This window comes from Bacillus sp. IS1, from assembly GCF_032461585.1.
GTDB lineage: Bacteria > Bacillota > Bacilli > Bacillales > Bacillaceae > Bacillus > Bacillus velezensis.
Genome location: NZ_JAWCWR010000002.1, coordinates 663,928 through 690,626, shown reverse-complemented (window position 1 = coordinate 690,626; position 26,699 = coordinate 663,928). Strand labels below are relative to the sequence as shown.

The 26,699-nt window shown below is 50.5% G+C and carries 26 protein-coding genes; 3 read left to right on the top strand and 23 right to left on the bottom strand.

From position 1 onward, the window contains the following. The first annotated feature begins 22 nt into the window (after window positions 1-22). Complete coding sequence (locus RUW00_RS11540; protein WP_014418918.1) at window positions 23-1,351, top strand: GntP family permease; 1,329 nt, start codon at window positions 23-25, stop codon at window positions 1,349-1,351. Between the two features lie 416 nt (window positions 1,352-1,767). Here RUW00_RS11540 and RUW00_RS11535 read toward each other — a convergent pair whose 3' ends face one another. The 7 genes from RUW00_RS11535 to lutR form a co-directional block, all read right to left on the bottom strand. Further along, entirely contained in the window at window positions 1,768-2,052 is a 285-nt protein-coding gene (locus RUW00_RS11535; protein WP_094296304.1) for a hypothetical protein, read from the bottom strand. Window positions 2,053-2,105: 53 nt separating this feature from the next. Beyond that, window positions 2,106-2,213 (bottom strand): transposase, encoded by a 108-nt coding sequence (locus RUW00_RS23100; RefSeq protein WP_459178126.1) that lies wholly within the window; start codon window positions 2,211-2,213, stop codon window positions 2,106-2,108. A gap of 91 nt (window positions 2,214-2,304) precedes the next feature. Next, window positions 2,305-3,027: a LutC/YkgG family protein gene (locus tag RUW00_RS11530; protein ID WP_025649302.1), complete on the bottom strand. Its 723-nt coding sequence runs from the start codon at window positions 3,025-3,027 to the stop codon at window positions 2,305-2,307. Further along, a complete protein-coding gene (locus RUW00_RS11525; protein WP_007407375.1) occupies window positions 3,027-4,457 on the bottom strand; it encodes a LutB/LldF family L-lactate oxidation iron-sulfur protein in 1,431 nt (476 codons plus the stop codon). The genes RUW00_RS11530 and RUW00_RS11525 overlap by 1 nt, the downstream gene beginning before the upstream one ends. Window positions 4,458-4,484: 27 nt before the next feature. Then, window positions 4,485-5,201, bottom strand: coding sequence for a (Fe-S)-binding protein (locus tag RUW00_RS11520; protein ID WP_014418920.1), 717 nt, complete (start codon window positions 5,199-5,201; stop codon window positions 4,485-4,487). Window positions 5,202-5,382: 181 nt separating this feature from the next. After that, a complete protein-coding gene (locus RUW00_RS11515; protein WP_257988628.1) occupies window positions 5,383-6,573 on the bottom strand; it encodes an aminotransferase-like domain-containing protein in 1,191 nt (396 codons plus the stop codon). A 30-nt stretch (window positions 6,574-6,603) separates the two neighbouring features. After that, window positions 6,604-7,323 carry an L-lactate utilization/bacilysin biosynthesis transcriptional regulator LutR gene (gene lutR, locus RUW00_RS11510; protein WP_021495225.1) on the bottom strand — a complete coding sequence of 240 codons (720 nt, stop codon included), beginning with the start codon at window positions 7,321-7,323 and terminating at the stop codon, window positions 6,604-6,606. 205 nt (window positions 7,324-7,528) lie between these two features. Here lutR and lutP point away from each other — a divergent pair, with 205 nt between their 5' ends. Then, complete coding sequence (gene lutP, locus RUW00_RS11505; protein WP_021495226.1) at window positions 7,529-9,205, top strand: L-lactate permease LutP; 1,677 nt, start codon at window positions 7,529-7,531, stop codon at window positions 9,203-9,205. 37 nt (window positions 9,206-9,242) lie between these two features. Here the strand turns inward: lutP and rpoN are convergent, their stop codons facing one another. Beyond that, the gene (rpoN, locus tag RUW00_RS11500) at window positions 9,243-10,553 is read right to left on the bottom strand and encodes an RNA polymerase factor sigma-54 (protein ID WP_031304540.1); all 1,311 of its coding nucleotides are present in this window, start codon (window positions 10,551-10,553) and stop codon (window positions 9,243-9,245) included. Between the two features lie 77 nt (window positions 10,554-10,630). Between rpoN and yvfG the strand changes: the two genes are divergently transcribed. Next, on the top strand, window positions 10,631-10,849 hold the full coding sequence (gene yvfG / locus RUW00_RS11495) for a protein YvfG (protein ID WP_003151570.1): 219 nt from the start codon (window positions 10,631-10,633) through the stop codon (window positions 10,847-10,849). Between the two features lie 13 nt (window positions 10,850-10,862). Here yvfG and RUW00_RS11490 read toward each other — a convergent pair whose 3' ends face one another. The 15 genes from RUW00_RS11490 to RUW00_RS11420 all read right to left on the bottom strand — a co-directional run bounded on the left by RUW00_RS11490 (window position 10,863) and on the right by RUW00_RS11420 (window position 26,577). Continuing rightward, the gene (locus tag RUW00_RS11490) at window positions 10,863-11,828 is read right to left on the bottom strand and encodes a polysaccharide pyruvyl transferase family protein (protein ID WP_021495228.1); all 966 of its coding nucleotides are present in this window, start codon (window positions 11,826-11,828) and stop codon (window positions 10,863-10,865) included. Then, complete coding sequence (locus RUW00_RS11485) at window positions 11,807-12,979, bottom strand: aminotransferase class I/II-fold pyridoxal phosphate-dependent enzyme (RefSeq protein WP_014418926.1); 1,173 nt, start codon at window positions 12,977-12,979, stop codon at window positions 11,807-11,809. The genes RUW00_RS11490 and RUW00_RS11485 overlap by 22 nt, the downstream gene beginning before the upstream one ends. Window positions 12,980-12,983: 4 nt before the next feature. Beyond that, a complete protein-coding gene (locus tag RUW00_RS11480) occupies window positions 12,984-13,631 on the bottom strand; it encodes an acetyltransferase (RefSeq protein WP_233662446.1) in 648 nt (215 codons plus the stop codon). After that, window positions 13,628-14,236, bottom strand: coding sequence for a sugar transferase (locus RUW00_RS11475; RefSeq protein ID WP_007407383.1), 609 nt, complete (start codon window positions 14,234-14,236; stop codon window positions 13,628-13,630). The genes RUW00_RS11480 and RUW00_RS11475 overlap by 4 nt, the downstream gene beginning before the upstream one ends. Continuing rightward, on the bottom strand, window positions 14,233-15,750 hold the full coding sequence (locus tag RUW00_RS11470) for an MATE family efflux transporter (RefSeq protein ID WP_280144639.1): 1,518 nt from the start codon (window positions 15,748-15,750) through the stop codon (window positions 14,233-14,235). The genes RUW00_RS11475 and RUW00_RS11470 overlap by 4 nt, the downstream gene beginning before the upstream one ends. Further along, window positions 15,747-16,781, bottom strand: a complete 1,035-nt coding sequence (locus RUW00_RS11465; RefSeq protein WP_280144640.1) for a glycosyltransferase — start codon at window positions 16,779-16,781, stop codon at window positions 15,747-15,749. The genes RUW00_RS11470 and RUW00_RS11465 overlap by 4 nt, the downstream gene beginning before the upstream one ends. After that, on the bottom strand, window positions 16,778-17,854 hold the full coding sequence (locus tag RUW00_RS11460; RefSeq protein WP_280144641.1) for a polysaccharide pyruvyl transferase family protein: 1,077 nt from the start codon (window positions 17,852-17,854) through the stop codon (window positions 16,778-16,780). Before RUW00_RS11460 ends, RUW00_RS11465 begins: the two co-directional genes overlap by 4 nt. A 4-nt stretch (window positions 17,855-17,858) precedes the next feature. Further along, entirely contained in the window at window positions 17,859-18,896 is a 1,038-nt protein-coding gene (locus RUW00_RS11455) for a glycosyltransferase family 2 protein (RefSeq protein ID WP_280144642.1), read from the bottom strand. Between the two features lie 18 nt (window positions 18,897-18,914). Further along, on the bottom strand, window positions 18,915-20,018 hold the full coding sequence (gene epsG, locus RUW00_RS11450; protein WP_007613926.1) for a biofilm exopolysaccharide biosynthesis protein EpsG: 1,104 nt from the start codon (window positions 20,016-20,018) through the stop codon (window positions 18,915-18,917). A 3-nt stretch (window positions 20,019-20,021) separates the two neighbouring features. After that, on the bottom strand, window positions 20,022-21,158 hold the full coding sequence (locus RUW00_RS11445; protein WP_280144643.1) for a glycosyltransferase family 1 protein: 1,137 nt from the start codon (window positions 21,156-21,158) through the stop codon (window positions 20,022-20,024). Continuing rightward, entirely contained in the window at window positions 21,151-21,993 is an 843-nt protein-coding gene (gene epsE / locus RUW00_RS11440) for a glycosyltransferase EpsE (protein ID WP_012118512.1), read from the bottom strand. The genes RUW00_RS11445 and epsE overlap by 8 nt, the downstream gene beginning before the upstream one ends. Then, entirely contained in the window at window positions 21,990-23,129 is a 1,140-nt protein-coding gene (locus RUW00_RS11435) for a glycosyltransferase family 4 protein (RefSeq protein ID WP_280144644.1), read from the bottom strand. The genes epsE and RUW00_RS11435 overlap by 4 nt, the downstream gene beginning before the upstream one ends. A gap of 15 nt (window positions 23,130-23,144) precedes the next feature. Then, the gene (locus tag RUW00_RS11430) at window positions 23,145-24,962 is read right to left on the bottom strand and encodes a polysaccharide biosynthesis protein (protein WP_021495233.1); all 1,818 of its coding nucleotides are present in this window, start codon (window positions 24,960-24,962) and stop codon (window positions 23,145-23,147) included. Between the two features lie 221 nt (window positions 24,963-25,183). Then, the gene (gene epsB / locus RUW00_RS11425) at window positions 25,184-25,864 is read right to left on the bottom strand and encodes a protein tyrosine kinase EpsB (RefSeq protein WP_007407393.1); all 681 of its coding nucleotides are present in this window, start codon (window positions 25,862-25,864) and stop codon (window positions 25,184-25,186) included. Between the two features lie 5 nt (window positions 25,865-25,869). Then, complete coding sequence (locus tag RUW00_RS11420) at window positions 25,870-26,577, bottom strand: YveK family protein (protein ID WP_280144645.1); 708 nt, start codon at window positions 26,575-26,577, stop codon at window positions 25,870-25,872. Between the last annotated feature and the right edge of the window lie 122 nt (window positions 26,578-26,699).

Sequence of the window (26,699 nt, the reverse complement as noted above, 5' to 3'; positions counted from 1 at the left end):
TCTTTGAAAGGGTGAAAAGGTCATGTTACTGTTTATTGTCATTGCCGCTATTATCGTTTTACTCTTATTGATTACGGTCGCTAAATTAAATCCGTTTATCAGTCTTTTGATTACATCCATCCTTGTCGGTTTCGCAACGGGCATGAATCTGCCGGACATTATCGCTTCGATGAAAACCGGGCTCGGCAATACGCTGTCGCTGCTTGCTATCGTGCTGGCCCTCGGTACGATGCTCGGAAAAATGATGGCTGAATCAGGCGGTGCGGAGCGTATCGCCCACACCCTGATCGGCCGCTTCGGAAAAAAGAAAGTGCATTGGGCGATGATGGCCGTCGCTTTTATCGTCGGCATCCCGGTCTTTTTCCAGGTCGGCTTCGTCCTGCTCGTGCCGCTTTTGTTTACGATTGCGATTGAAACCGGCGTTTCATTAGTGACGATCGGGATTCCGCTCCTTGCGGGACTTTCCGTCGTGCACGGATTGGTTCCGCCCCACCCGGCGGCGATGGCGGCTGTCGGCATTTATCACGCCAATGTCGGAAAAACGATTTTGTTTTCTTTAATCGTCGGCATTCCGACTGCCATCATCGCAGGGCCGCTTTACGGAAAATGGATTGGTAAGCGCATTCATAAACCCGTTCCCGAACTGTTGAAAAAACAATTTATTGAACGGAATGAAAAACGCAAGCTTCCGGGATTCGCAAATACATTGTTTACGATATTGGTACCGGTGATCCTGATGCTTATGGCAACGCTTGCCGAAATTGCGCTTCCGGAAAAAAGCGCGCTCTATGAAACTTTTAAATTTATCGGCGACCCTGTCACGGCGCTTTTGATCGCCACGGTGTACTCCTTTTTCAGCCTTGGTTTTTATCAGGGCTTTGACAGAGAAAGCATTTTAAAATTCAGCAATGACTGTCTCGGACCGATCGCTTCCATTCTGCTTGTGATCGGAGCCGGCGGCGCTTTTAACAACGTCCTGATTGATTCAGGCGTCGGCACGTATATTGCTGACATTGCGAAGCATTCAAGCTTCTCTCCCGTTCTTTTAAGCTGGACGATCGCGGCGGTCATCCGTGTCGCCACAGGTTCAGCGACTGTCGCCATGATGACGGCGGCCGGCATTGTTGCACCGATTGCATCTGTCATGCCGGGCGTCAGCAGTGAGCTTCTCGTTTTGGCAACGGGAGCGGGCTCTTTGATTCTGTCACATGTCAATGACTCCGGTTTCTGGCTCATTAAAGAGTATTTCGGAATGACGGTAAAAGAAACATTCCTGACATGGACGGCGATGGAAACGATTATTTCTGTCAGTGCGATCTGTTTTATCATGATCATTAACGCGTTTATATAAAAACAAACCCCGGCCGAATGAAGTGACCCCTGTCAAGTAGACAGTGTTAAAAAGACACGAAGCAGCCTGAGTCCTGTATTGATATGGGCTCAGGTTGTTTCACTTCTTTTGGAACCGTTGATGGTTGTAAAAATGAATATATTTACATACTGCTTCTTGAACTGCTTCAGCTGTTTTGACCCTTTCATCCCCTCTGTCTGAAAGTGGTTAATCCATTTCCTTACTTGGTTTTTATCAATGTTCATTTCTCTGGTCATTTAGGTGAAGATCAACAACTTTTTTCTTAAAGTGAATATTCATAAGTTTTACGTGTTTTCCCCATAAAAAATCCCCTCCATTGCAGACAGATCAGTATGCTTTCTTTTTTCTGTCTGCTATGAGGGGATCATATCAATATGAGCTGGGCTCCTCTTTCTTTAACGAAACAAAAGAACAGCTAATATCCCTAGATTAATTATTCCTAAAAGGAAGGAAACGACCGCTATCCCTTTGTTTTTCTGCATAAAATAAAGACCGTTTATAACCAAGATACAGCTGATCAAAGCATCAAATAATCGGAGAGCCATACCGTTAAAATCAACTTCCGACTCAAAAAAGCTAAATATCGATACTGCTATTAAAAAGATTACTGATACTGTAATATAAATCAACCAGTCCCTAGATGCATTGCTCTTTTCAGTTTCTTTTTGAATACTGTTCATGAGTTATTCAAAACCACCTTAAAACAATATTTCCTAAATCTTATAATATGCGCCTAATCATTTTCAATGGCGATTGTCTGATAACCCATCCCATCATTTAGGTGAAGATCAACAACCTTTTTCTTAAAGTGAATATCATAAGCTTTACGTGTTTTCCCCATATAAAATCCCCTCCATTGCAGACAGATCAGTATGCTTTCTTTTCTCTGTCTGCTATGAGGGGATCATATCAGAAAACCGGGGTTTGTTTTTTTATCGGTCATTCACAAGGATATAAGCGGCTTTAACGGGTCCGTGGACGCCGACAACCAAATCCATTTCGATATCGGCCGAGTTGCTCGGTCCAGTAATATAGTTGATGCAGGAAGGAACGGTGACGCCGTCTCTGATCTGCTGTTTCAGTATATCGCTGGCCTGTGTCATTCTCGGCACAATGGAAGATTTCGGGATGATTGCGATATAGGTGGTCGGAAGCAGGCTGACAGAACGGCCGGCATGCTCTGACGCATACAAAACGACGGTGGCTGATTCTGCAAGCGTAATCTCGCTGAATGTGATGCCCACATTCGCTTGTTCCGCTTTTTCAATATTTTTCGCTCCTTGTTCCGCGTCCCATTCCCAAACTGGAATCCCTTCATCCGGCCACTCTTCTGTCATAAGGGTCTGCAAGCCGTACGTTTCAAACCGGCTGTCCTTCGGAATGATGACAGGCCCTCCTTCAAAGCGGTTCACCTGCGTGCGCAAAGCGTCGTAAAGCCCGGCTGCATCCGTTTCGATCAGTTCCGTATGAATGTTGACGCAGTGGTCTTTCAGCATCGTGACAAGATCGTCTTCCGTACAGTCCGCATGCGTTTGATATTGAGGCTGATACTTCCATTCAGGCAGGGACACGCCTGATTTCCTGCGCTCTCTGCCCAGACTTTCGGCGATCCGGTTTAAAAAGGATTCCTGATGTGTAACCGTCCCTTTCATCATCATTCTTCCCCCTTTTGTTTTTCCCGGTCTTTAAACCAATCTCTGAATCTCGATTTATGCGGCGCCGGGAAATCCCGTATTGCCGTCCATTCTTTTAACGGCCCCGGCCCTTTTGATATTTTGTCATCTTCCGTAAACGGCGTCATGGCGGCAGGCGCCCATTTCGATCCCATTTTATAAAGGGACGGGGATGACGAGCCGAGCCCGAAGGCTTTCATCGCCAGTTTTTCGCTGATCGGCGCTTTGCCCTCTTTTTCCACGATGTTCTGCCGATGCTTGAGCAGCAGCTCGTGCAGCGGAATTTTAACGGGACATGCTTCCGTACAGGCCGCGCATAAGGAAGATGCGTACGGGAGCTCCTTGTATTCGTCATATCCGCCCAGAAGAGGCGATAAGACGGCGCCGATCGGACCCGAATAGATGGACCCGTACGAGTGTCCGCCGACATGCCGGTACACCGGACAGACGTTGATGCAGGCGGCGCAGCGGATACATTGCAGCACCGATTGGAATTCCGTGCCGAGTATGCGGGAACGCCCGTTGTCCACAACCACAAGGTGGAATTCCTCAGGCCCGTCAGCTTCTCCTTGCTGACGAGGTCCCGTCAGCGCCGTAATGTAACTTGTAAGCCGCTGGCCGACCGCGCTTCTCGTCAGCATGCTGACAAGCACTTCAAACTCAGAAAATGACGGAACGATCCGCTCCATTCCCATCACGGTGATCTGCGTCTTCGGCAGCGCGGAAACAAGGCGGCCGTTTCCTTCGTTCGTCACGAGACTGACCGATCCGGTATCCGCGATCGCAAAGTTGCAGCCTGTAATGCCGACATCCGCTTCGAGAAATTTTTTCCGGAGAACGCTGCGCGCGTGCATGACGAGCTCTTCCGGTTTTTCCGTCTGTTTGTATTCGAGTCTCTCTTTAAACACGTCACGGATCTGCTCTTTGTTTTTGTGAAGAGCGGGAGCAACGATATGTGACGGCGGATCGTGATCGTCAATCTGGAGAATGTATTCGCCGAGATCCGTTTCTGTGACTTCACAGCCCTCTTCCTCAAGCACTTCGTTCATATTGATTTCTTCTGTCACCATGGATTTGGATTTTACGATTTTTTTGGCGTTTTTCTGCCGGATGACATCGCGGATATAGGAGGACGCTTCTTCCGCCGTTTCGGCGAAAAAGACGTGTCCGCCTCTGTTGGCGACATTTTCGGCGAGCTGTTCCAAATAGAAATCAAGATTGTCCAGCACATGCTGTCTGATTTCTTCCGCATGGGAACGCCAATCCTCCCAGTTTCCCAATTCTTCGGCCGCCTGAAGCCTTCTTGTCCTGAGCCGTTCCTGCGCTCCGGAGACGGCTCCTCTCATAAACTCATTATCTATTCCTTCTGATACCCGCTCTTTAAAAGCGGCGGTACCGATTTTCATCGCCATGATTTTCCCCCCTTGTTGTTTCCCGTGTTATCTGCTGTTCAGCACTTCGGCGATGTGCATGACTCTGACGTTTTTATCCTTACGGTCAAGACGCCCGCCGATATTCATCAGACAGCCGCAATCCGCCCCGATCAGCACCTCGGCCTCCGTGTCTTCCACGCAGGCGACCTTCTCATCCACCATTTGTTCAGAGATTTGCGCCATTTTCACAGAAAACGTTCCTCCGAATCCGCAGCATTGGTGCTTTCCGGGAAGCGCGGTCAGCTCGAGCCCCTTGACATGGCGCAAAAGCTTCATCGGCTCCTCCGACACGCCGAGCAGCCTCGTCATGTGGCACGATGTATGGACTGTCGCTTTTTTTTGCAGCACCGCCCCGACATCCTCCACCCCGAGAACGTTGACGATAAAATCTGTTAACTCATATGTTTTGTCCGCAAGCTGCTGCGCTTTTGCCGCCCACTTCGGATCGTCCTGAAACAGATGCGGATATTCACGGAACATCGTCGTACAGGAACCTGACGGACTGACGACGTACTCCGCTTCTTCAAACGCGGCAATCATCCGCTTCATCGCTTTTTTCGCATCCGTCACATACCCGCTGTTGTATGCGGGCTGCCCGCAGCAAATCTGCCCCTCGGGAAAATCCACCTCACACCCGAGCCGTTCCAGCACCTCAACCGTCGCCTTTCCGACATTGGTCTGGAACATATCCACAAGGCACGTGACAAATAATGAGACTTTCATGATGAACCCCTCTTTCATCCTCAATATGTGATCCGGTCATCTGATGACCTGTTTTTAGGAAAGCTCTATGAATATCCTACACTATTCTGAATATGGATTGGAAGGTTTTTCTGAAAAATCCTTTCGTCCGATGCGCTGAAGGGGACAAAAAAAGAGAAGCCCGAAAGCTCCTCAAGCTTCTCTACATCCCGTTTTCCAGCAGGCGTCCCAGTTTTTGCACACCCTCTTTTATCGCGGCTTTACCGGCATAACTGAACGACAGGCGAAGATATTCCGCACCGTCTTCCTGATGCAGAAAAAAATATTTTCCGGGGACATAGGAAACGCCGTGAGACAGAGCCTGCGCCAGCAGTGCGGATGTATCCGCCCCAGGCGCTTTCACCCATACAAAGTAACCGCCTTCAGGCACGTGCCAGGATGCGGATTCCGGAAGATATCGCGCTGATGCGGCGAGCAAAACGTCACGTTTGCTTCGATATGCTTCCCGCAAGGCGGCGAGCCGTTCTTCCACATTCGTTTGTTCCAGATAGACGGCGGTCACCGCTTGGGAAAACGGGTGGCCTAAGTCTTTTTTTAACCATGACAATGCCGTGATGAATGCGGCGTCCCCTGCAATCCAGCCGATCCTCATACCCGGGGCGATGACTTTTGATAATGAACCGGCGTACAGCACCCGGCCGTTTTGATCCATAGCTTTCAAAGGCGGCGGAATATCAGTGAATCCGAGCTCACCGTATGCATCATCCTCCAAGATGAGAAAATCATACGCTTCGGCAAGTTGAAGCAGGCGGGTTCTCCGCTTCGCTGACATTACGGTTCCCGCAGGATTCTGAAAAGCGGGTATCGTGTAGAGAAGACGGGGAATCAGAAGCCCTTTTCGTTTTCTTTCCTCAAGCATGAACGCTAATGTTTCTGTTTGCAGGCCCTCTTGATCTGTCGGAATGCTCATGATATGCGGTGTGTAATTTTTAAAAATCTCGAGCGCTTCCATATAGACCGGAGCTTCAACGGCAGCGGCGGTTTGTTCATCGAGGAAAACCCGGGCTGCCAGATCTATCGCCTGACAGGCGCCTGACGTCACGAGCAGCTCATCGTCCCGACAGTGAATGCCGCGGGTGGCTAACCGTTCTTGAATCTGCTTTTTTAAAACGGCCGTCCTCGGGCTTCCCATATAATGCAGCGGCAGATCGCGCTCCTCATCCAGAAGGTGGGCGGCGGCTTCTTTCAGCTCCTTATCAGGAACGAGTGCGGGATCGGGATAGCCGGAATGCAGGGGGATGCACGCTTTCGGAACTGCCGGCATCCATTCCCCGGGAGGATCGTTTGTCAGAGCTTTCTTTACATGGTCAGAAAAAAAAGATTCGGCCTGCATGTGATGTTATCCCCTTTCACAAGTCAGCTTCTATACATTTTCTTCAAAATAAGCCCCCAGCACTTCTTCCACATTCGTCAGATGCGCCGTCATCGCCGCTTCCGCTTCATCCGCGTCTCCGGCGGCGACGGCGCTGTAAATGCGTTCATGCTCTTCATACAATCGCTGCACGCTCGTTCGTTTAGAAAACAGCCAAATTTTTCTCGTTTCTCTCATTGTTTCCAAAAGGAGCGCGGAGACATGATTCATGAGATGCTTGAGCAGCCCGTTTTGTGATGCTTCCGCCAGCGCCATGTGAAAGGAGAAATCCGCTTTTTCGCCCAATTCTTCGTCTCCGTCAATGCCTTTCATCTCCAGGAGAGCTTGGCGGATTTTTTGTAAATCGTCTTCGGTGCGTTTTTCAGCGGCCATGGCGGCGACGCCGAGTTCAAGCAGCTTTCTGACTTCGAGCAGCTGTTTGACGTCCTCTTTTTTCATCAAGAGGGCGGAAGAAAGCGGCTGGGAAACATGAGACGGCTCAAATTCTCTTATGTATGTGCCTTCTCCCTGCTTCATGTCGACGAGCCCCATCGCTTTCAAAGCCGACAGCGCTTCTCTGACCGCCGAGCGGCTGACCTGAAAACTCTCAGAAAGCGCCTGAACGGAATCAAGCTTTTCACCCGGCTTAAGCTCGCCCGCTTTTATCTTCTCCAGCAATGCGTCAGCGACTTCTTCGTAGATTTTTTTCGTTTTAATTTGTTTATATTTCAACGCGATCACCCCGTCACTTGTGAATCTTGATGTTTATCGTCTATTATACTTCTTTTTTCGCACCGCCGACAGGTTCAGACAATTTGTTCAAGAAAAGTATTGTACTTTCAAAACTTTCAAAATATAATGCTAATTAACCCGGTCATCAGATGACCTTATCATAAAAAGTAATCGCTTACATGACATAAGGAGGGGTTTTTTAGGGATGCAATGGACACAGGGGTACGCTCCTTTAGGGGGAAATTTGCTTTTATCGGCAGCTTGCGCGCTCGTGCCGATTATCTTCTTTTTTTGGGCGCTTGCGGTGAAACGGATGAAGGGGTACATCGCGGGGCTTTTCACGTTAGCCGTTTCACTTTTAATCGCTGTATTTGTTTACGGCATGCCGGCGGAAAAAGCGGTGATGTCCGCTTCTCAGGGAGCGGTGTACGGGCTGCTTCCGATCGGCTGGATTATCGTCACATCGGTCTTTCTGTATAAAATCACCGTGAAAACGGGACAGTTTGAGATTATCCGGAGTTCGGTGCTCTCAATTACAGATGATCGGCGTTTGCAGGCGCTGCTCATCGCCTTTTCATTCGGGGCGTTTTTAGAAGGCGCCGCCGGTTTCGGCGCTCCCGTCGCGATCTCGGCCGCTTTGCTCGTCGGACTTGGTTTTCAGCCGCTGTATGCGGCGGGGATTTGCCTGATTGCCAATACGGCGCCCGTTGCCTTCGGTGCGATCGGCATTCCGATTACCGCTGTCGAAGGTCCGACCGGGATACCGGCAATGGAAATTTCTCAAATGGTCGGCCGGCAGCTTCCGTTTTTATCCGTCTTTATTCCGCTTTACTTAATCATTTTGATGAGCGGGTTTAAAAAGGCTTTTGAGATATGGCCGGCCATTCTTGTTTCCGGCGTCTCCTTTGCGGCCGTGCAGTACGCAAGCTCGAATTTTTTAGGGCCTGAGCTGCCGGATGTGCTGTCGGCGCTTGTTTCCATGGCCGCGCTCGCTGTGTTTTTGAAATTTTGGAAACCGAAAACGGCCTTTCGTTTCGCGGCAGAACGGGAATCAGCAGCGGCCGCTGACCGGGCGCCGATCAAGTACGGGGGCGCCGCGGTGTTTAAAGCGTGGTCTCCTTTCCTTCTTCTGACGGCCATGATATCCGTCTGGGGGATTCCCGGCGTGAAGGCTGCCTTAACCGGTCATTACGAAGGAACGTCAATGTGGCTTTCCTGGCTGAATGCAGCCGGGCGTGCATTGACCTTCACGCCTCCCGTACCATTTGTAAATCAGCAGATTCTTCAGGCGGACGGCACGCCGATTGAAGCCGTGTACAAACTTGAGCTTTTCGGTTCAGCGGGAACGGCGATTCTGATTGCCGCCGTCATCTCCAAGTTCGCCCTCGGCATGTCGTGGAAGACATGGGGCGAAGCGTTTATAGAGACGGTGAAAGAGTTAACGCTTCCGGTCGTCACCATTGTTTCTGTTGTCGGCTTTGCTTATGTGACGAATGCTTCCGGCATGAGCACGACACTCGGTCTTGCGCTTGCCATGACAGGCGCGATGTTTACCTTTTTTTCGCCGGTGCTCGGCTGGCTCGGCGTATTTATTACCGGCTCTGATACGTCGGCCAACCTATTGTTCGGCGGATTGCAAAAGGTAACGGCGCTCTCTGTTGGGATGGACCCGGTTCTCTCCGTCGCCGCCAATTCATCGGGCGGTGTCACCGGAAAAATGATTTCTCCGCAATCCATTGCGGTTGCCTGTGCCGCTGTCGGTCTGGCGGGCAAGGAAGCCGATCTTTTCCGCTTTACGATTAAGCACAGTCTGTTTTTGCTTCTGCTCGTCTGTCTCATTACATTTTTACAGCATCATCTGTTTTCATGGATGATCCCGTAACACGGAGAACCTCCCCGGGGTTTGGCTCGGGGAGGTTTCAGCTGTACCGTTTTCTCGCCGATGACGGCGGAATATTTAATTGGTCACGGTATTTGGCGACGGTGCGCCTTGAGATTCGGATGTCATATTGTTCATGCAGCAGATCGGCAAGCTTTTGGTCTGAAAAAGGTTTCTTTTTATCTTCTTTATGGACCAATTCCTCCAGATGCGCTTTTACGGCATAATTGGAGGCGCCGCCGTCCCCCGATGATTCAGCTTTCGCCGAGAAAAATGTTTTCATTTCATACAGTCCGTACGGCGTCTGAACGTACTTCCCTTTGATGGCCCGGCTGATCGTTGATTCGTGGAGCTCCAGCGTTTCCGCCACCTCTCTTAAGGTCAGCGGCTGCATTCCGCTTTTTCCTGTGAGAAAAAAGGATTCCTGCCGTTCAGTCAGGACGCCGATAATTCTCGTGATCGTTTGTTTTCTTTGCGACAAAGCCCGGTTCAGCCAGCGCCATTCCTGATATTTTGCCGACAGATAATTTTTCGTGTCACGGCACCCGGCAGCTGACAAGAGCGGCTGATAATGGGTATGAAGCTGGATGTCAGGAAACGAACGGCTGTTGAGCCGCGCTTGAATGATGCCGTTTTTCACTGTGATGAAAATATCCGGTTCCACGTAAAAACCCGGCTCCTCATGCGCATAACGGAGCCCCGGCCTCGGATCAAGGGCGCTGATCATGTCAGCGATGTCCTGAATGTCTTTAAGCGGAATGCCCGTTTTTGTTGTAAGCGCTTTCCAGTTCTTTCTTGCAAATAGCTCAAAATAGGCTTCGGCAATCCATTCCGCCTGTTCGTTCCGCTCAGGAAGACGGCGGAGCTGAAGAAGGATGCATTCCTGCAAAGACCGGGCGCCGATTCCCGCGGGCTCAAGGGATTGAAGCTTTTTCAGAACCGCTTCCGTCTCCTCTTGTGAAGCGGATACATGGTCGGCGGCAGCTGGTATGTCCTCTTTTAAATATCCGTTTGAGTCCAATGAATGTATCAGATAATTGAAAATCTTTTTCTCATCATCGGACAGCTTCATGTCTAAGGCTTGCTGTTTGAGCGAATCCTGCAGCGTTTTGCGGGTATGTCTGATCTGCTGGCTTCCGTCCCGTTCTTTCATCCTGTTTTTATTTGTTTTATGGTAAGATAGTGGCGGCGTGTCTGTTTCCTTTCGTTCAATCAGAGGGTTTTCCAGTGAGAGCTCATCAATATATCCGGCCAGTTCCGCGGAATTGTATCCGAGTAATGTGATAGCCTGTTTAAGCTCTTGCGTTAATTGAGGCTTTAACATTTGTGTTTGCTGAAGTTTGATATCCATCATGCTCACTCCCCTTTTTTCATTGTACATGATTGGTTTCATACCGTATATACTTATTAAAAGGAGTTGCTTTATAGATGTCAGAACTTTTTTCTGTTCCTTATTTTATTGAAAACTTTACACAGCACATTGAAATGAATCCGAATGAAGACCGAATTCATGCGATGAACAGCTATTACCGCTCCGTCGTCTCAACCCTTGTTCAGGATCAGCTGACGAAAAACTCGGTTGTGCTCAAAAGAATTCAGCATTTGGATGAGGCGTACAACAAAGTAAAACGCGGAGAAACAAAATAAACCTTCCGCTTATTCAAAGCGGAAGGTTTTCCTTCGTGCCGGCGGTTTCCCCGATCAGACGGACGTCCGGCGCTTCGTGCATCCAGGTGTGATAATAGTTGGCGTTTTTCCCGTATGAATTATCAATGACGGTATTCGGTTTCCCGAGAAGCGAGGACAGAATGTGGCCGTGAAGCCTTGACGTTTCCACCGATTCGTACCTGCTGAAAAACAGAACCGCTTTTTTCGTCAAGAAATCGGAATAGCGTTTCCAAAACCGCGCAATCGGCAGCGGGTTTCCCGCTTTTTTATTCAAAACATTCAGTGTTTGGAAAAAAGCGATTCCCCTGCGGTCGCTTGCTGACAGCACATCCTGCCAGTCGCAGCTTTTAACGGAAGGATTGTTTTGCAGCTTCGGATTGATTTCCCCATCCGTGCGGCTAAAATGAAGCCTGCCGCGTGATGGAGCCGCTGACGCCGCGATCGGATACAGCTGATGGGCCATATCAGGCATAAGCCCGATATGATTCGCCGAAAAAAAGCGTTTCGCGGTCTCGTATGACACACGATCTCTCGTAAACAGGTGGAGATCCTTGTGCCCCGCAAAAAGCGCCGATGTCTTCCCAAGCCGTGTCTCATCCTGATAATAAATGGATTGCGGCAGGATGACGATCCTGTTTTCCGGAAAGGATTTGACGATTTTTTCCCTGAACGTCTGATAGTACGGATAGAGATCCCCGAAATTTCCGCCACCCTGACAGACGATGATCGTCTTTTTGTCCGCCCGGCGCCCGAATGGAAAATTGTCGGGATTCCAGCGCTGTTTCACGCGGATGCCGTGTGCTTTAAAAAACGCCTCCGTCCCTTTCATTATCAATAAATCCCCAACATTTCCATAGAGGGGATAGTCGGCATATATGATGTCAGATTGCGGCGGTATAACGCTGAGCAGACCCGTCAGCGTTTCTTTTAATCGGCTCATAACATGGCGGCTGTCCATGTTTTCTCCCCTTTCGTTTCAAACAGTTGCGCAAGTGCGTCAATGACACGCTGCTGATCCTCAGAACACAAGTCAGACCCGGACGGCAGACAGATGCCCCGGCTGAAAAGGTTCTCAGAGACACGCTCATGTTCGCTGTGAGGATAAAAGACGGAAGATGAGAAAAGCGGCTGCGTATGCAGCGGTTTCCACAGCGGCCGGGCCTCAATATTCTGTTCCGCAAGACAGGCGACGGCTTCTTCCGGCGTCACACCGTTATCAAGCGTCAGAGCCGTCAGCCAGCGGTTTGAAACCGTTCCTTCAAGCTCCGGCATCATGCGGATGCCCGGATACGTTTCCAGCGCTTCCCGATACCTGTGAAAGATTTCTCTCCTCGCCCGGACGCGATCTTCAAGCACTTCCAGCTGCGATATCCCCACGCCCGCGAGAATGTTGCTGAGCCTGTAGTTATAACCGAGCTCGCTGTGCTGGTAATGAACGGCGGCATCTCTCGCCTGTGACGCAAGAAACCTCGCTTTTTCAATCGCGGCTTCATCGTCAGACACGAGCATGCCGCCTCCCGATGTTGTAATGATTTTGTTGCCGTTAAAGGAATATATGCCGAAACGGCCGAACGTGCCGCTCTGCCTGCCTTTATATGTTGATCCTAAGGACTCGGCAGCGTCTTCAATCAGACAGACGCCGTATGCGTCACAAAGGCTCATTAATTCATCCATTTTCGCGCTTTGGCCGTAAAGATTGACGGCGATCACCGCTTTCGGGAGTCTGCCGCGCCGTTTTGCATCCCGCAGCGCCCGCTCAAGCGCATCAGGCGACATATTCCACGTCTCCCATTCCGAATCAATAAAAACGGGCTCAGCCTGCTCATACACAATCGGATTCGCCGTGGCGACAAACGTAAAGGAAGGACAAAATACAGCGTCTCCTTTTTTCACACCCGCAAGCCGCAGGGCAAGATGGATGGCGGCCGTTCCCGAGCTTACGGCCGCCGCGCTTTTCACTCCCGCATATTCCGCGAGCCGCGCTTCAAACGAATTGACGAGCGGACCGAGCGGGGCAATCCAATTGGATCGGAAGGCTTCTGCGATGTATTCCTGTTCTTTTCCGCTCATATGAGGCGGAGACAAATAAATCCGTTTGTTTGTTTGCATGAAATCATCCTTTTTCATTATGGATAGGGGAGATGACGCGGGCCGGAACGCCGACCGCCGTCACATGGCCGGGAATTCGGCTGATGACCGCAGCCCCTGCCCCGATAACGGACCAAGGGCCGATGTCAATCTGCGGTATGACGGACGCGCCGATTCCGATGTGCGTTCCTTCCCCGACTTTCACTCCGCCGGCAAGCGCCGCGCGCGGTGAAAGATGGACGTAATCTCCGATTGCATTGTCATGATCGGCAACCGCGCCCGTATTGATGATGCAATGGGCGCCGATGTCAGCGCCCGCCTGAATGACGGCGCCCGCCATCACAACCGTTCCGTGTCCGACGGAAGCCGTTTCACTGACGATCGCCCCGGGGTGAATGAGTGCGGCATAATCGTCATCTTCAAGCCCAAGCGTTTCAGCGAACTGCTTTCTGACGCCGTTGCGGCCGATGCATATCGTGAACACGGCCTCGGGGACGAGTTTCCGAAGCATGTGCACGTCTTTCGTCCGGCCCGTATATAAACCGTTCCGAACGGCAAAACCGCTGAATCCGTCATCCAATATGCCCGCAAGCTCCATATCGGAACGGGCCTGCACGATTTCCTTCACGACTTTTCCGTGTCCGCCGTTTCCGATCAGCACGACCTTTTTCACGATGACATATCTCCGCTGCCTGTGAAGCGCTTTGCCGTCACATGGCCGGCTTGATGTATGCCTTCTGACACGAGAACTTTTTTCACTGTTAAAAGCAGAATCTTTAAGTCGAGAAGAAATGTGCGGTTGTCGACGTACCACACGTCGAGCTTGAATTTTTCCTCCCATGAAATCGCGTTTCTCCCGTTAATCTGCGCCCAGCCCGTAATCCCCGGCTTCACCTCGTGCCGCCGCGCCTGCTCCGCCGTGTAAAGCGGCAGATAATCCATCAGCAAAGGGCGGGGGCCGACAAGACTGATATCTCCTTTGAGCACATTAAAAAGCTGGGGAAGCTCATCGATGCTCAGTTTTCTGATCAGCCTTCCCGTTTTGGTCAGACGGAGATGATCCGGAAGCAGTACACCGTTTTCATCACGCGCATCCGTCATCGTCCTGAGTTTATACAACGTAAACGGACGCCCGTTATGCCCCGGTCTCGTCTGTTTGAACAATACCGGAGACCCGATGGCGCATCTGACGGCGGCCATGGCGAAGAGAAGGATGACGCTTGCGCCGCACAATAACAACACCGCGGCCGCTATATCAAATACACGTTTCGCCTTCAAATCTGAACAGCTCCTTTCACTTTTCGGCATTTCTGTAAAGCAAGCCGCCTTTCTTCTTTCGTACAAATGAAGAAAAAAGCGAATGCGGCATAGCTCATGCATACGGCAAGCCCCATAGCGATCAGGCCGGCCCAGCTGTCAAGCGGTGAAAACAGCCGGATACCCCGGCAGACAGCCCAGGCAAATACGGCCGCCGCCAACGGGCCGAACATGCCTTTGTAAAACGCGGTTTTCTGAAAACCGGTAATATGCGAAACATACAGCGGCGTGAAGACGGCATTTTTCAAAATGAGCGAGACTGCACCGGCGATGGTGATGCCGTACAGCCCGAGATGTGCCGGTCCGCTGAGAACCACGGCCAATATGACATTCAGTCCGCCTAAACATAAAGTAACGACGGCGGGCGTTTTTTGTTTATTAAAAGCCGTCCATACGTAAAAAAGCGGCATGACAGAGAGACTGACCGCCAAGTACGCGGCGTGAATGTATAAAAGCGGCGCCGTCTGCACAAACGACGGGCCCAGCCAAATCGCCAGAAACGGTTCGGCAAGCCCTCCTAATAATGCGGCGGGAAGCGCGAGCAGAAGCCCGTTCAGCCGCACGGCCTTATTGGCGTAAGACAGGAGACCTTCCATATCGCCTTTTGAATAGTAGGAAGTCAAAACCGGCGCAAACAGTGAAGCAAGCGTCCCGGCAAGACTTCTGAGCAGGAGCGGGAATTGAATAATCGCCGCATAGACACCCGCTTCAGACGGCCCCAGCACGAGGTTGGCCGTCATGAGGTCAATCTGCAGAAACAGCAGCACGCCGATCTGGTTGACAGAACTCCAGGCACCGGCCGAAAACAGCACTTTGCTCGTCTGTAATGACAAGGTTTTACGGCTGAAAGAAAACCAAGGAATCAATTTCTTAAAGAAGAAAAAAGTCAGCACGGCCGCACAGACAGCTCCCGCTAATGCCGAAAGCTGGATCTGCCAGATTTTCGGAGGCAGGCACGTAAACAGAGCGAGCACACACAGCACCCTGACCAGCATTTGCACGGCCTGAATGGAACTTGTGATATAAAGCTTGTTGGCAAAAAACGGCCCCGTCGCGAACCCCGCCATAAAAAACGTCAGCATAAACAGCACGCTGCCGATTACGATAGAGAGCCTCACATCCGTTAAGAGCCCGGCCGGTACATTCATAATCTTGTCAATAAAAAAAGCCGTCCCGGCGAGCGGCACAGCGAGCAATAGAGATATCACGACAGACGCGGCTAAATAATTGCTTACATACGCATTGGCCTCGTCCCTGTTCCCCCTATGGGCGGCGACGGAGAAAAACCTCACAACGACAGAGCTCAGCGCAACGGTAATAATAGAGAAATAGTTAATGATATTCTGTGTCAGATGGACAAACCCAAAAGCCTCCACACCTAATGTTTTCACAATAAAGGGCGTCATCCACACTGATAAAAACACCGATAGTAAAAACGCCGTCACATTGGCGCCGAAATTAATGGCAAATTTCATGCTCCTTCCGCACTGCCTTTCTCTTTCGATTTCCGTTCGAAAAACGCATGCAGAAGAAGAGGAAGGCGCATTTTGCACAGGCCGAGCACCACGCGCTCCCCCGCCAGCAGCTGTTTATGGCGGCACGGCGTCCTGCGCACCGCCGTTTTTACCATGTCATACGTTAAGATTCTGCCGATATGCGCCGTAATCTGATGTGACGGCTGCGGGGCGGCGCATGCGTTGGCGATCAGCATCGGAATCTGATGCTTGCACAAATATGTATCAATATCGCTCCGGCAGGCGTCCGTCAGCCCGTTTTCCTCATAAAAAGCCATTTTCGCTGCATATTGCTTTTGCAGTTCTTGATCTAAGTGGGGCTTAAACAGTGTTTCTGTAAGACTTTGCGGATTTTCCCGGTAGATATACAGCCCTTCGTCTATCACTTTGACACGCGCGGCTTGGCGGAACGCTGCCAAGTTAAACGGAGAGTCCTCGGCAAACCGGATATCTTCATGGAACAACAGTCCTTGCAATGCTTCTCTCCGGTATATATAGCGCCACACATACCAAATAAACCGATGTTCGTGCGCACGTATCAGCAATGCAGTCATTTCATCCGCTGTGAAGACGCGGCCCGCCGGAATGGACGGCGGCATATATGTTCTTTCTTTAGACGGCGTTTCCTTATAATAACCGCAGCCGGCGATATCCAGCCGGTTCTTCTCTGCTTCTTCATAAAGCCGCTCGAACATCGTTTCCGTCACATAGTCATCGCCGTCCGCAAAACCGATATAACGGCCGCGGGCGGCTTTTATTCCGGCATTGCGGGCCGAGCTGAGGCCGCCGTTTTCTTTATGAATCACCCGGATTCTCGCATCTTCTGCGGCGAATTGTTCGGCAATCCGGCCTGACTGATCCGGTGAACCGTCATTGACGAAAATGATTTCGATGTCTCTCAGCGTCTGTTTTGTTAAAGAAACCGCGCATTCTTTAATAAAAGGCTCTGTCTTATACATCGGCACGATCACGCTCACAAGCGGCGCGGTCATCGGGCATCACCGCTGATTTTCGAGCGCAGCCCGGCAAAATAAACACTTCGCAATGAACCGCCTTCCTCATGCTTGCCGCTGAGCAGCCGGTTTACGGCGGACGTTACAGCTTCAGGGTCTGGACGTTCAAGCAATGTCATGTTCGGTATGTTTTTCAGCCATTGATAGCCTTCCATCACCTTATGATCAAACGAACGAATGACGACACAAGGCGTTTTCGTCAGCGCACAAAAAATCATCCCGTGAAGCCTGTCAGTGACGACGGCTTCCGCGCCTTTCAGCGTATTCCAAAGCGCTTCCAGCTCCTTTTCACGTGTATGGCGGCTGACCCTCCGGCCGACCGTCGTGGTAAAGGAATGCAGCTCTCCGTACTCTTTTGCCAAAGCTTCTTTTACCGTCGTTCTGTCCTCAGCCGTCAGCGCACTCTCCTTATCCTCCCGTAAACAGAGGTAGATCCCTTCCCGCGGGGTGCGCCGCTCGCTTTTATCCAAATATAAGACCATGTCAGGCTGTTTGAGCACTGTTTTTCCGGGAAAATGACGCTTCATCCATTGATACGTCGTCTCATCTCTCGCCATTAACAAAAGGTCGGGATGCGCATTGTACACTTTTCGGGCGCGCTTCAGTTCCTTCCGTCCCTTTTTTGATTCAGAAAAGTGAGCCGTCGCCGGAAGCTGAACGATCCGATATTCCCGGAATGTTTTGATAATAAAGCGGCGCGTCCATTCCTCATACCGGTACAAATCCCCCATGTTCCCGCCGCCGATGATGAATACCATATCATCGGGGTGGCGCTTTTTGATCAGCGCTTTTGCCGATCTGTATATATCCTTCATATCCACCTCGACAATGTCAAAATCGGGATACTCCCGTTCAAGAAACGTTTTGCTTGCGTAGGCGATGGCGTGATCGCCGAGATTATCGTGGGACGGGAGCAGCGTCAGAATGATCTTTTTTCTTGCCGCTGTAAGCCCCGTCCCATCCGCTGCCGTTCCGAAATGAAATTGGGACGGGTATTTGACCTTAAGCAACAGCCATTCCGCAAGATTGATTTTTAAAGATTGTATCGACATGTCTTCACCCTCTGATTTTCATTTTGTACTCGATTGCCCGCTGATACGCGGCTGATGCCAGCGACACGAACGGAATCAGCTTCAGCTTCGCCAAAAGCAGAAGGCATGAGCGTTTGGCGTCAAACGGCGCCGTTCCGGTTTTGGAAAGGCTCAGGCGAAACACGGGATCAGCGCATATCCGGCTGATATTCTTCCATTTCTCAGAAAACCGGCCGCCGTTATTCCGCTTCCATTCATTCAGCAGGCAGACTGTTCCGTGCTGAACGATGAAAAAATCCAGCTCCTGCCGGTATTCCTGTAAGCAGCCGTTTTCACGCAAAAAAGCCTCGTTCAGCCGATAGAGAACGAGACCTGAGTCAAACAGCTTTTTCTGATAGCTTTGCACAATGGAAGTCAAGTGAATCCGGTAATGATAGAGCGGCTGATCCACGTACGAGACCGCACCTGCGAAAACATGCGCCCTGAGGCTGTAGTACTGATCCTCCACATGCTCCAGCTCATCACGAAGCGGAAAGCGCAGCTGATGATGCTCGATCATGGTTCTTTTGTACAGCTTGTTCCATGAAAAACCGCTGACTCTTCCTTCAAATAAATCTTTCAGGTACCGTTGTTTCGGGCGGCCCGCGTACGCTGAAGCGATCGTTGAAACGGCGGTTTTCCCCGTATCCGCAAACTCGGCCGCATATTCGCAAATCACGAGATCAGCCTGATCAGCCTTCGCTTTTTTATACATGCGCAGGCAATAATCAGGTTCAACCCAGTCATCCGCATCAATAAAAGCGATAAATTCGCCGCGCGCCGCCTCAATGCCCCTGTTGCGGACCGCGCCGAGCCCCCGGTTTTGCTGATGAATGACCCTGATTCTCTCATCCCGCTTCTGATAGGTTTCAAGAATCGCCGGGCTTTGATCCGTTGACCCGTCATTAACGGCCACGATTTCGATATTGGCGAGCGACTGATTGAGCAATGAATCTAAGCATCTTTCTAAATAAGTTTCCGTATTATACACAGCAATTAATAAACTGACCGCGGGTGTTTCCATATAAACCTCCAGTGTCCATTACCGGGAAAAAATCGTTCTGTACGGAAGCACAGACGAATCGACCGGCATAAGCAAGTAACTGTAAAGAAAATAACAGACAATAATGGCGATATAAATCAGCGCATTTGATTTTTCATCAAAAATCCTCACAAAATAAGGGATCAAGATCATTTGGTACAGGCCGAAATATATATTAAACCGGGCAAAAATAACATCCTTTGTCGCCAAAAGACCGAAGAGCAGGCCGAGCAGACAGAAATTCACGATGACATCAATGTCAGGCCAGAGCTTCCGCAGCCGCTCCCGATAGCAGAAAGCCAAAAACAGCGGCAGAAGCAGCACCGCGATTTTTACGACGTTCATCCCGTTCGTATTGGTCATCAGCCATTTCTCATAATGGCCGTACGAGCTGTTTTCCAGCACGACGACAAACAGCGAAATGAACTTCTGATACAGAAACGTCATAAGAAGAAACAATGCCGACAGTCCGAAAATCGCGGGCGACCAGGCTCTTTTTCTGACGAGAAAATAAACCGGAATCATAATCAGCGCTGAGGAATGAAAAAGCGAACACAGCAGCACGATTGACATATAACGCTTCCAGCTTCCGCTGATCACGTAGCGGACGGCCCAAAACAAAACGGCCGCCACCATATACTGCCTGATCCCGTTAAAGGAAGCATAATAGTGATACGTGCCCAAAAACAAAAACACACTCAGCTCAAACGGACGGCCGAACTCAACGAGCCCCTTTAAAATAAAGCTGCACGTCACGACCGCCACGGTGAAATACATGATTTGCGGATCTTTCGTGATAAAATTCATGAGCCAGATGAGAGCCGTAAACCCCGGATCAACGGCTGCTTTTTTCGCTCCGAACCCGAAGATCTCCCAAATGCTGCCGTAATTTCCCGCCAGCTTGTACATCAGCGCGTACGTCTGAAAATCAGTCCCGACTCTGTAGCGCAAGCCGGAGACCAATACGAGCGATAGCAGCGGAACGATCATGACGAGCTGATTCGGCCGGTATCCGGTCGAAAGCGATTGATCACGCCCGCCGCACATTTTCGCGAACCATGACCAAATATACACAATTCCCATATTGACTACGTATACAATCATTCGTTACTGTTCCTTTTTCCAATTCATATTGTAAAGCTTCATAACAGCCCCCGCATTTTCTCCCGCGTCATATCCCTGCCGTCTGAGGGTTTCTTTAATGCGCGCCCCGTCAGGCTTTGCCGCCTCTGCTGCCCGTAAAACCGCGGATGCCCATTGTCGGGGCGGTTCTTTAAGGCTGAGCCTTTTGACCAGCCCGAGCCCGGCATCGGCTTCTTCCGTTATGCCGTCTGATATCACGCACGGCACCCCGGAGGCCTGCGCTTCAACGAGCGTGACGGGCAGCCCTTCATAAAGAGACGGCATGACAAATACATCCAGCGTTTTCAGCAGGGCATGAACGCGTTCTTCTATGCCGATAAAACGCACATCATCATCAAGCCCCAGCTTCGCCGCCAAATTTTCCATATCAGTGCGCAGCGGACCGTCTCCGGCGAGAATCAGCTGTAAACCGATGCCCCGCTCTTTCATATCAGCGGCCAGCCGGAGCAGAAATTCGTGGTTTTTTTCTTCTGTAAAGCGGCCGATATGGCCGATCACCAAACGGCCGCCTGCAATGCCCCGCTTCCTTTTTTCAGTTTCTGTGTCCGCGCACCCGCCGGCAAATAAGTCGAGATCAATGCCGTTCGGCAAAAGATGCACGTCTTTTTCTTTCCCGAATAAGAAACGGCCCGCGTCTTTTCCGCAGGCGCACAGTGCCGTGGCGTTTGCCGTAATCAGCCGTCTGAAAACAAACAGCTGCATCCCGGCAAGCCGCGACGCCCGCCCCCGCCACGACGTACTGTGCGAATGGCAGATCCGCACCGGGACGCCGGCTAAACGAGCGGCAAGCGCGATGAATCCCGACTGAAAATCGGTATGGGCGTGCACGGCGGCAAACGGGCCTTTTTCCTGAATCACCCGCTTGACCTGTTTTACAAATGTAATCGGGTTTGTGCTGCCGATGCTCGGCACATAAAAAAGCCGTCCGCCGAGAGCGAGAATTTCCTCATCATAAGCGCACGGATCGTTCCTATGGGTTAAAAAATCAAACTGCACCTTCGTTCTGTCCATCTTCCGGTACAAATTCATCATCATCGTTTCTGCGCCGCCCCTGTTCATCCCGCTGAAGATGTGCAGCACCCGTATCGGTTTGTCAGTCATGTTCGGCAAGCCCTTCTTTTTGGCGGATGTCCCTGTTTTTATGATAACGGTTCATGACCGCGGGCGGCGTAATGGCGCGGATGAGCGGTTTTGCGATATACGCGTAATGGGAAAGCGGCAGCTTCAGCCGTCTGCATGCCTGAAAAACGAGGACCGCGTTATCAATGGAATACGTAAACGATCTCCTTTTAAACGCATCACTGTCTTCTCTTACTTTATACAGCGTTTCTTGGAGATTGTACCCCCGGAAACCCGCTTCAAAAAAGCGCAGCCACAAATCGATATCCTCCATCCGCCGCGTCCGCCTGACTGACCGGTAGCCGCCAAGCGCTTTGTACGCTTCAGCCCGCATCATAATGGTGCCGTGGCAGAACGGTGTGCCTTTCGCCATAATTCCCGGTTTCGGCACGGGCGGCAAAAGGCGGGCGCCCCTTACACCGAATTCGTCAAATACGAGCATCCCCGTGCCTACGACTTGATAGTGGGCGTGCTTGTTTAAGAAAGCGGCCTGTTTTTCCAGTCTCCTCGGGTTGGAGATGTCATCACCGTCCTGCCTGGCGATATAATCCCCCGTTGCGTATGTCAGACAGCGGTTAAGCGAAGCGGCAAGCCGTTGATTTGTCTTATTTTGAATCAGCGTAATCCGGTCGCCGTAATGATCCGCGTAACGGCGCGCAATCTGATACGTTCCGTCAGTTGACGCGTCATCACACATGATCAGTTCCCAATTCTTATACGATTGGCTCAGGATGGATTCAATACTCTCCGCTAAAGTCTCTTCGCAATTATAAATTCCCATGATGACGGAAATTTTCGGTTGTGCTCCTGCATTCATACGCTTTTCTCCTTTTTATCCATATAACCGGCGTAAATGTGCGCCATTTCCTTTACCGTACGTGTTTCTGAAAAACATTCCGCCGTCCTGCGCCCTTTTTGCCCCATTGCTTTTCGCAGCCCCGGGGAGCGGTACAGCTTTTCAATCCGATCGGCAAACGCCGCGCTGTCCCCGGCCGGCACGAGAAAACCGTTCACGCCGTCTTCGATGATCTCGCGGTGCCCCCTGTTGTCCGCGGCAACGGCGGGCTTTTCGGCAGCCATTCCTTCAAGCAGATTCATGCCGAGTCCTTCGCGGATGCTTGAGGCGACAGACAGATCAGCAAGCTGAATCAGTTCATGAATATCGCGGCAAAAACCGTAAAACCGCACCATGTCGGATACACCGAGTGATTCAGCCTTTTTTCTGTACGGCTCTTCCATCGCGCCTTCTCCGGCAAATACGAGTTTCAGCTCCGGGATGCGGTTCTTCAGCAGTGCCGCAGTCTCAATGAGAAGTCCCTGGTTTTTATTGCCGTTTAATTCAGCGGGGTATACGAGAATAAATTCCCCGGCGCCGAAGCCGTGTTTTTCTCTCAGACGTTCACACTCTTCCCGGCTCACAGGGCGAAACCTGTCTGTATTCACCCCGATGCCGTGTATTTTTTTCGCGCCGCAATCTGTTTTTTTCATTTGCTTGGCCCGTTCGTAATCCTCTTCATTAATCGTAATCAGACAATCCGTATAAGAAGAAAGAAATTTTTCGATCGGGTAATAAAGAAGCCAGTTTTTCAGAGGCGCTCCGTCGCAGAAGTGAAAGCCGTGCGCGGTGTACAGCACCTTTGTCCCTTTTTGGCGCGCTTGTCTCGCCGCAAGGCGTGCAAGCACGCCGCCGACCGGCGTATGACAGTGAATCATGTCGTAGCCGTTGTCCTGTATGAGCCGTTTCAGACGCCTGTAAACAGAAAGATTTTCGGGATGAAACGGCGAGCGCCGGATCGGAATGGAAAACTTTTCATCAACGAACGGAAGATTCATATTGCCGCCTGCCGCGACGTGCACCTCCCAGCCCATATCCTGAAACCATTGAAAATACGGAAGATGAAAGGCTTTAAAATGATAATCGACTGTGGCGCAGAATAATACTTTTTTCGTCATCTTTCTGTCCTCCCATCACACGCCTGCGGCCGCTTCTTCATGTACTGATTCGATCGCCTCAAACAGCCTTTTTCTCAGCTCTTCTTCAGGCAGACGGCTGAATTCCTCCATAAAACGGATGAGCACGGCCCAATTCCCGTCCACCGCTTTCCCGATATGGATTTTCGGAAAAATCTGCTCCGTATGTACTTCATTATGATTCAGCAATTCTTCATACATCTTTTCTCCCGGACGGATGCCGGAGAATTCGATGGGAATCTGTTCTGTCGTATAGCCTGATAAATGAATCAGGTTTTTTGCCAGATCGACAATTTTGACGGGTTCTCCCATATCCAGAACGAAAATCTGCCGCCCTTTTGCAAGCGCCCCCGCCTGAATGACGAGTCTTGACGCTTCGGGAATCGTCATAAAATATCTTGTCATCGCCGGGTGCGTGACGGTGACGGGTCCGCCTTTTTCAATCTGCTTTTTGAAAATCGGAATGACGCTGCCGCGGCTTCCGAGCACATTTCCGAAACGGACGGCGGCGAATTTGGTGCGGCTGATCTTTCCGAGGTTCATGATGACCATTTCCGCAAACCGTTTCGTCGCGCCCATGACATTGGCCGGATTGACCGCTTTGTCAGAAGAAATCAGCACGAATGTTTCCGTTCCGCACATGTCGGCGGCTTCGGCGACATTTTTCGTGCCGATGATGTTGTTTTTAACGGCTTCTTCCGGATTATGTTCCATTAACGGCACATGTTTATGGGCAGCCGCATGATAGACGACGTGCGGCTCGTATTTTTTCATCAAAGTAAAGATTTTATCTCTGTCCTGAATATCGGCGATCTCCGCGTGAAAGAGCACCTCTTTGCCGAAGCGTGCGGACAGCTCGGTATGTACGGAATGAATGCTGTTCTCCCCGTGGCCGAGAAGGACGATTTCCCGCGGAAGAAACGCGCTGATCTGGCGGCAGATCTCAGAACCGATTGAGCCGCCGGCGCCCGTGACCAGAATCGTTTTTCCCTTGATGCTGTCAGAAATTTTGCTCGTATCAAGGGTGACCGGCTTTCTGCCGAGCAGATCTTCGGCTTTTACATCCCTGATGTGTCCGGCAGCCTGCGTTCCGAGCAGGATCTCATCAAATTGCGGCATGATTTTAATATGGGCGCCCGTCTGCACACATTCTTTGTATAACGTCTGAAGCTCATGGGTGCAAAGAGACGGAATGGCGATGATAATATGGTGAATTCTCAGCCTCTGCACCGCCGGCATAATGCTTTCTTTTCCGCCGATGACGGGCAGGCCCATGATTTCGAGCTTATGCTTCGTCTGATCATCATCAATAAAAGCCACAGGCATGATTCCGAGATCGTTTTTCTGGGTAAGCTGACGGACGAGCAGCGTCCCCCCCGCACCTGCGCCGATGATCAGCGCCCGGGAAGAGTCATTTTGCTTCCTGCCGATCGTTTCTTTCAGCACCCGTGAAATCATCCGGCTTCCTCCGATGAACAATAGCTGAACCATCCAGCTGACGGCCAACAGCCGGAACAAAATCGTGTGGAACACCCCGTATTGGACGGCGGCTGTCACAGCTGCGGACAGCGTGATCCCCTTCAGCAGATCAAGCAGCTCGCCTATTCCCGTGTACGTCCATACCTGCTTATACTGGTGAAACATAAAAGCGCATACATGATGGCTGATCAGCATGCTCACGGCAGTCAGCAGCAACGCTCCGGAGTCATAAAAGTGATAAGAATCCTCAAAAAATTGATATCCTATAACAACGGAAAGTAAAACGAGATACGTATCCAATGCAAAAATCATTGAAAGTCTTCTCCGGTAAGTCAATCTTTCCCCTCCTCATTTATCGGTTTAGCTGATACGGTTTTCGAAAAAAAACAGACATAACAGCTAAGCCGATAACAATGCATCATCTTAAGATAAATTGGGCATTTAACCCGTCCTCACACCCCGCCACCGACGACCAGCATCTAAGGCAGCGAAAACGCCGCCCACAGCAGAGCCGAGTGCCTCCGTTGATAAAGGTAAGGAGACATCACCTGCACCGCTCAATACGAGTAGTGCTCCGTTTTTTTGATTTTCTTTTTATTCAGCAGCGCCCCCAAAAGCTTTGCCTTTGACTGCTGGAGCGCGTCTCTCGCCTTTTGGACGGTATCCATTTTCGTTTTTCCGCTCAAGACGACGAGAACGCTTCCATCTGTCTGGTTCGCTAAAATCTGTCCGTCCGCCACCGCCAAAAGCGGAGGTGAATCGAAAATAACCAGACTGTACCGGCTGTACATCTCCTGAATCAGCTCTCCCATCGCCTTTGAAGATAAAAGCTCAGCCGGATTCGGCGGCGTCGGCCCGCTCGTTAAGACGTAAAGGTTATCAATCAGCGTTTTTTGCACCGTTTCGCCGAGGGAAGCGTTTCCGACTAACACATTCGTAAGGCCTTGTACATTTTCAAGCTGATAGGTCTCGTGTATCGTCGGTTTTCGTAAATCCGCATCGACGAGCAGCACCTTTTTTTCCTGCTGCGCAAATACCGCGGCAAGGTTGGCGGCGCTGAATGATTTTCCTTCTCCCGGAACGGAAGAAGTGACGAGAATAGAGCGCAAATGGGTCTGAACAGAGGAGAACTCAATATTTGTCCGAATGGTGCGGTATTGTTCAGCCACCAATGATTTGTGATGTAAAACGGATATTTGAGCCAGTCCCCTTCTTGATTTCTTTTTTCTGAATCCCAAACGCCTCACTCCCCGAAATATTTTTCATCAGACCGTGTCTGCTGATTTTTGATGTCATACACAACCCCTAAAACAGGCAAGTCTGTTTTTTCGCTGAGCTGCCGCTCGCTTTTAACGGTTTCATCAAGAAAATGGAGAAAAAACGCAAGCGTCACACCCGCCATGAGAGCCGCACCGAACGCCATCATGATATTCCTGATGCGCGAAGGCTTGACCATCGGGCTTTCCGATGCTTTTGCCTCAGACAAAACAATGACGCCTTTTATATTCATCCTGTCACGGACTTCTTTTTTAAATGTCTTCATCAGCGTGTTCGCTATAGCGGCGGCCTGTTTCGGGTTCTCGTCCTGCACCGCTACGGTAATGATCTCTGAATCGGTTTCGCTGCTTGTCATGATCTTTGCTTTTAAAGCGGATGCCGTCTCAGAAAGATGCAGCGTCTGCTTCACTTTCTCAAGCACAACCGGGCTTTTCATTATCGTTTGAAACGTATTGTTGTAATGAAGATTCAGCTGAACGTCGCTGAGATTCGAATTTTTTTCACCGCTTGTTTCATGAATGAGCACTTGGGTCGATGACTGATAAACGGGCGAAATCACCCGGAATTGGATGTATCCCGTCACCAGCGTTACAACTGCTGTCATGATAAAAATCAGTAAAAATCTGTGTTTAATAATGTCAAATAATTCTTTAAAACTCATATTCTCATTCATGTAATTACAGCCTCATCCTTATTGCATCAGGCTTAAACGCCCCCTTCTGTTAATGATTGGATTATAAAAGAAAAGGTCGAAATTTGAAAATTTCAAATTAAGCCATTTAGTTCTTTTTAGAG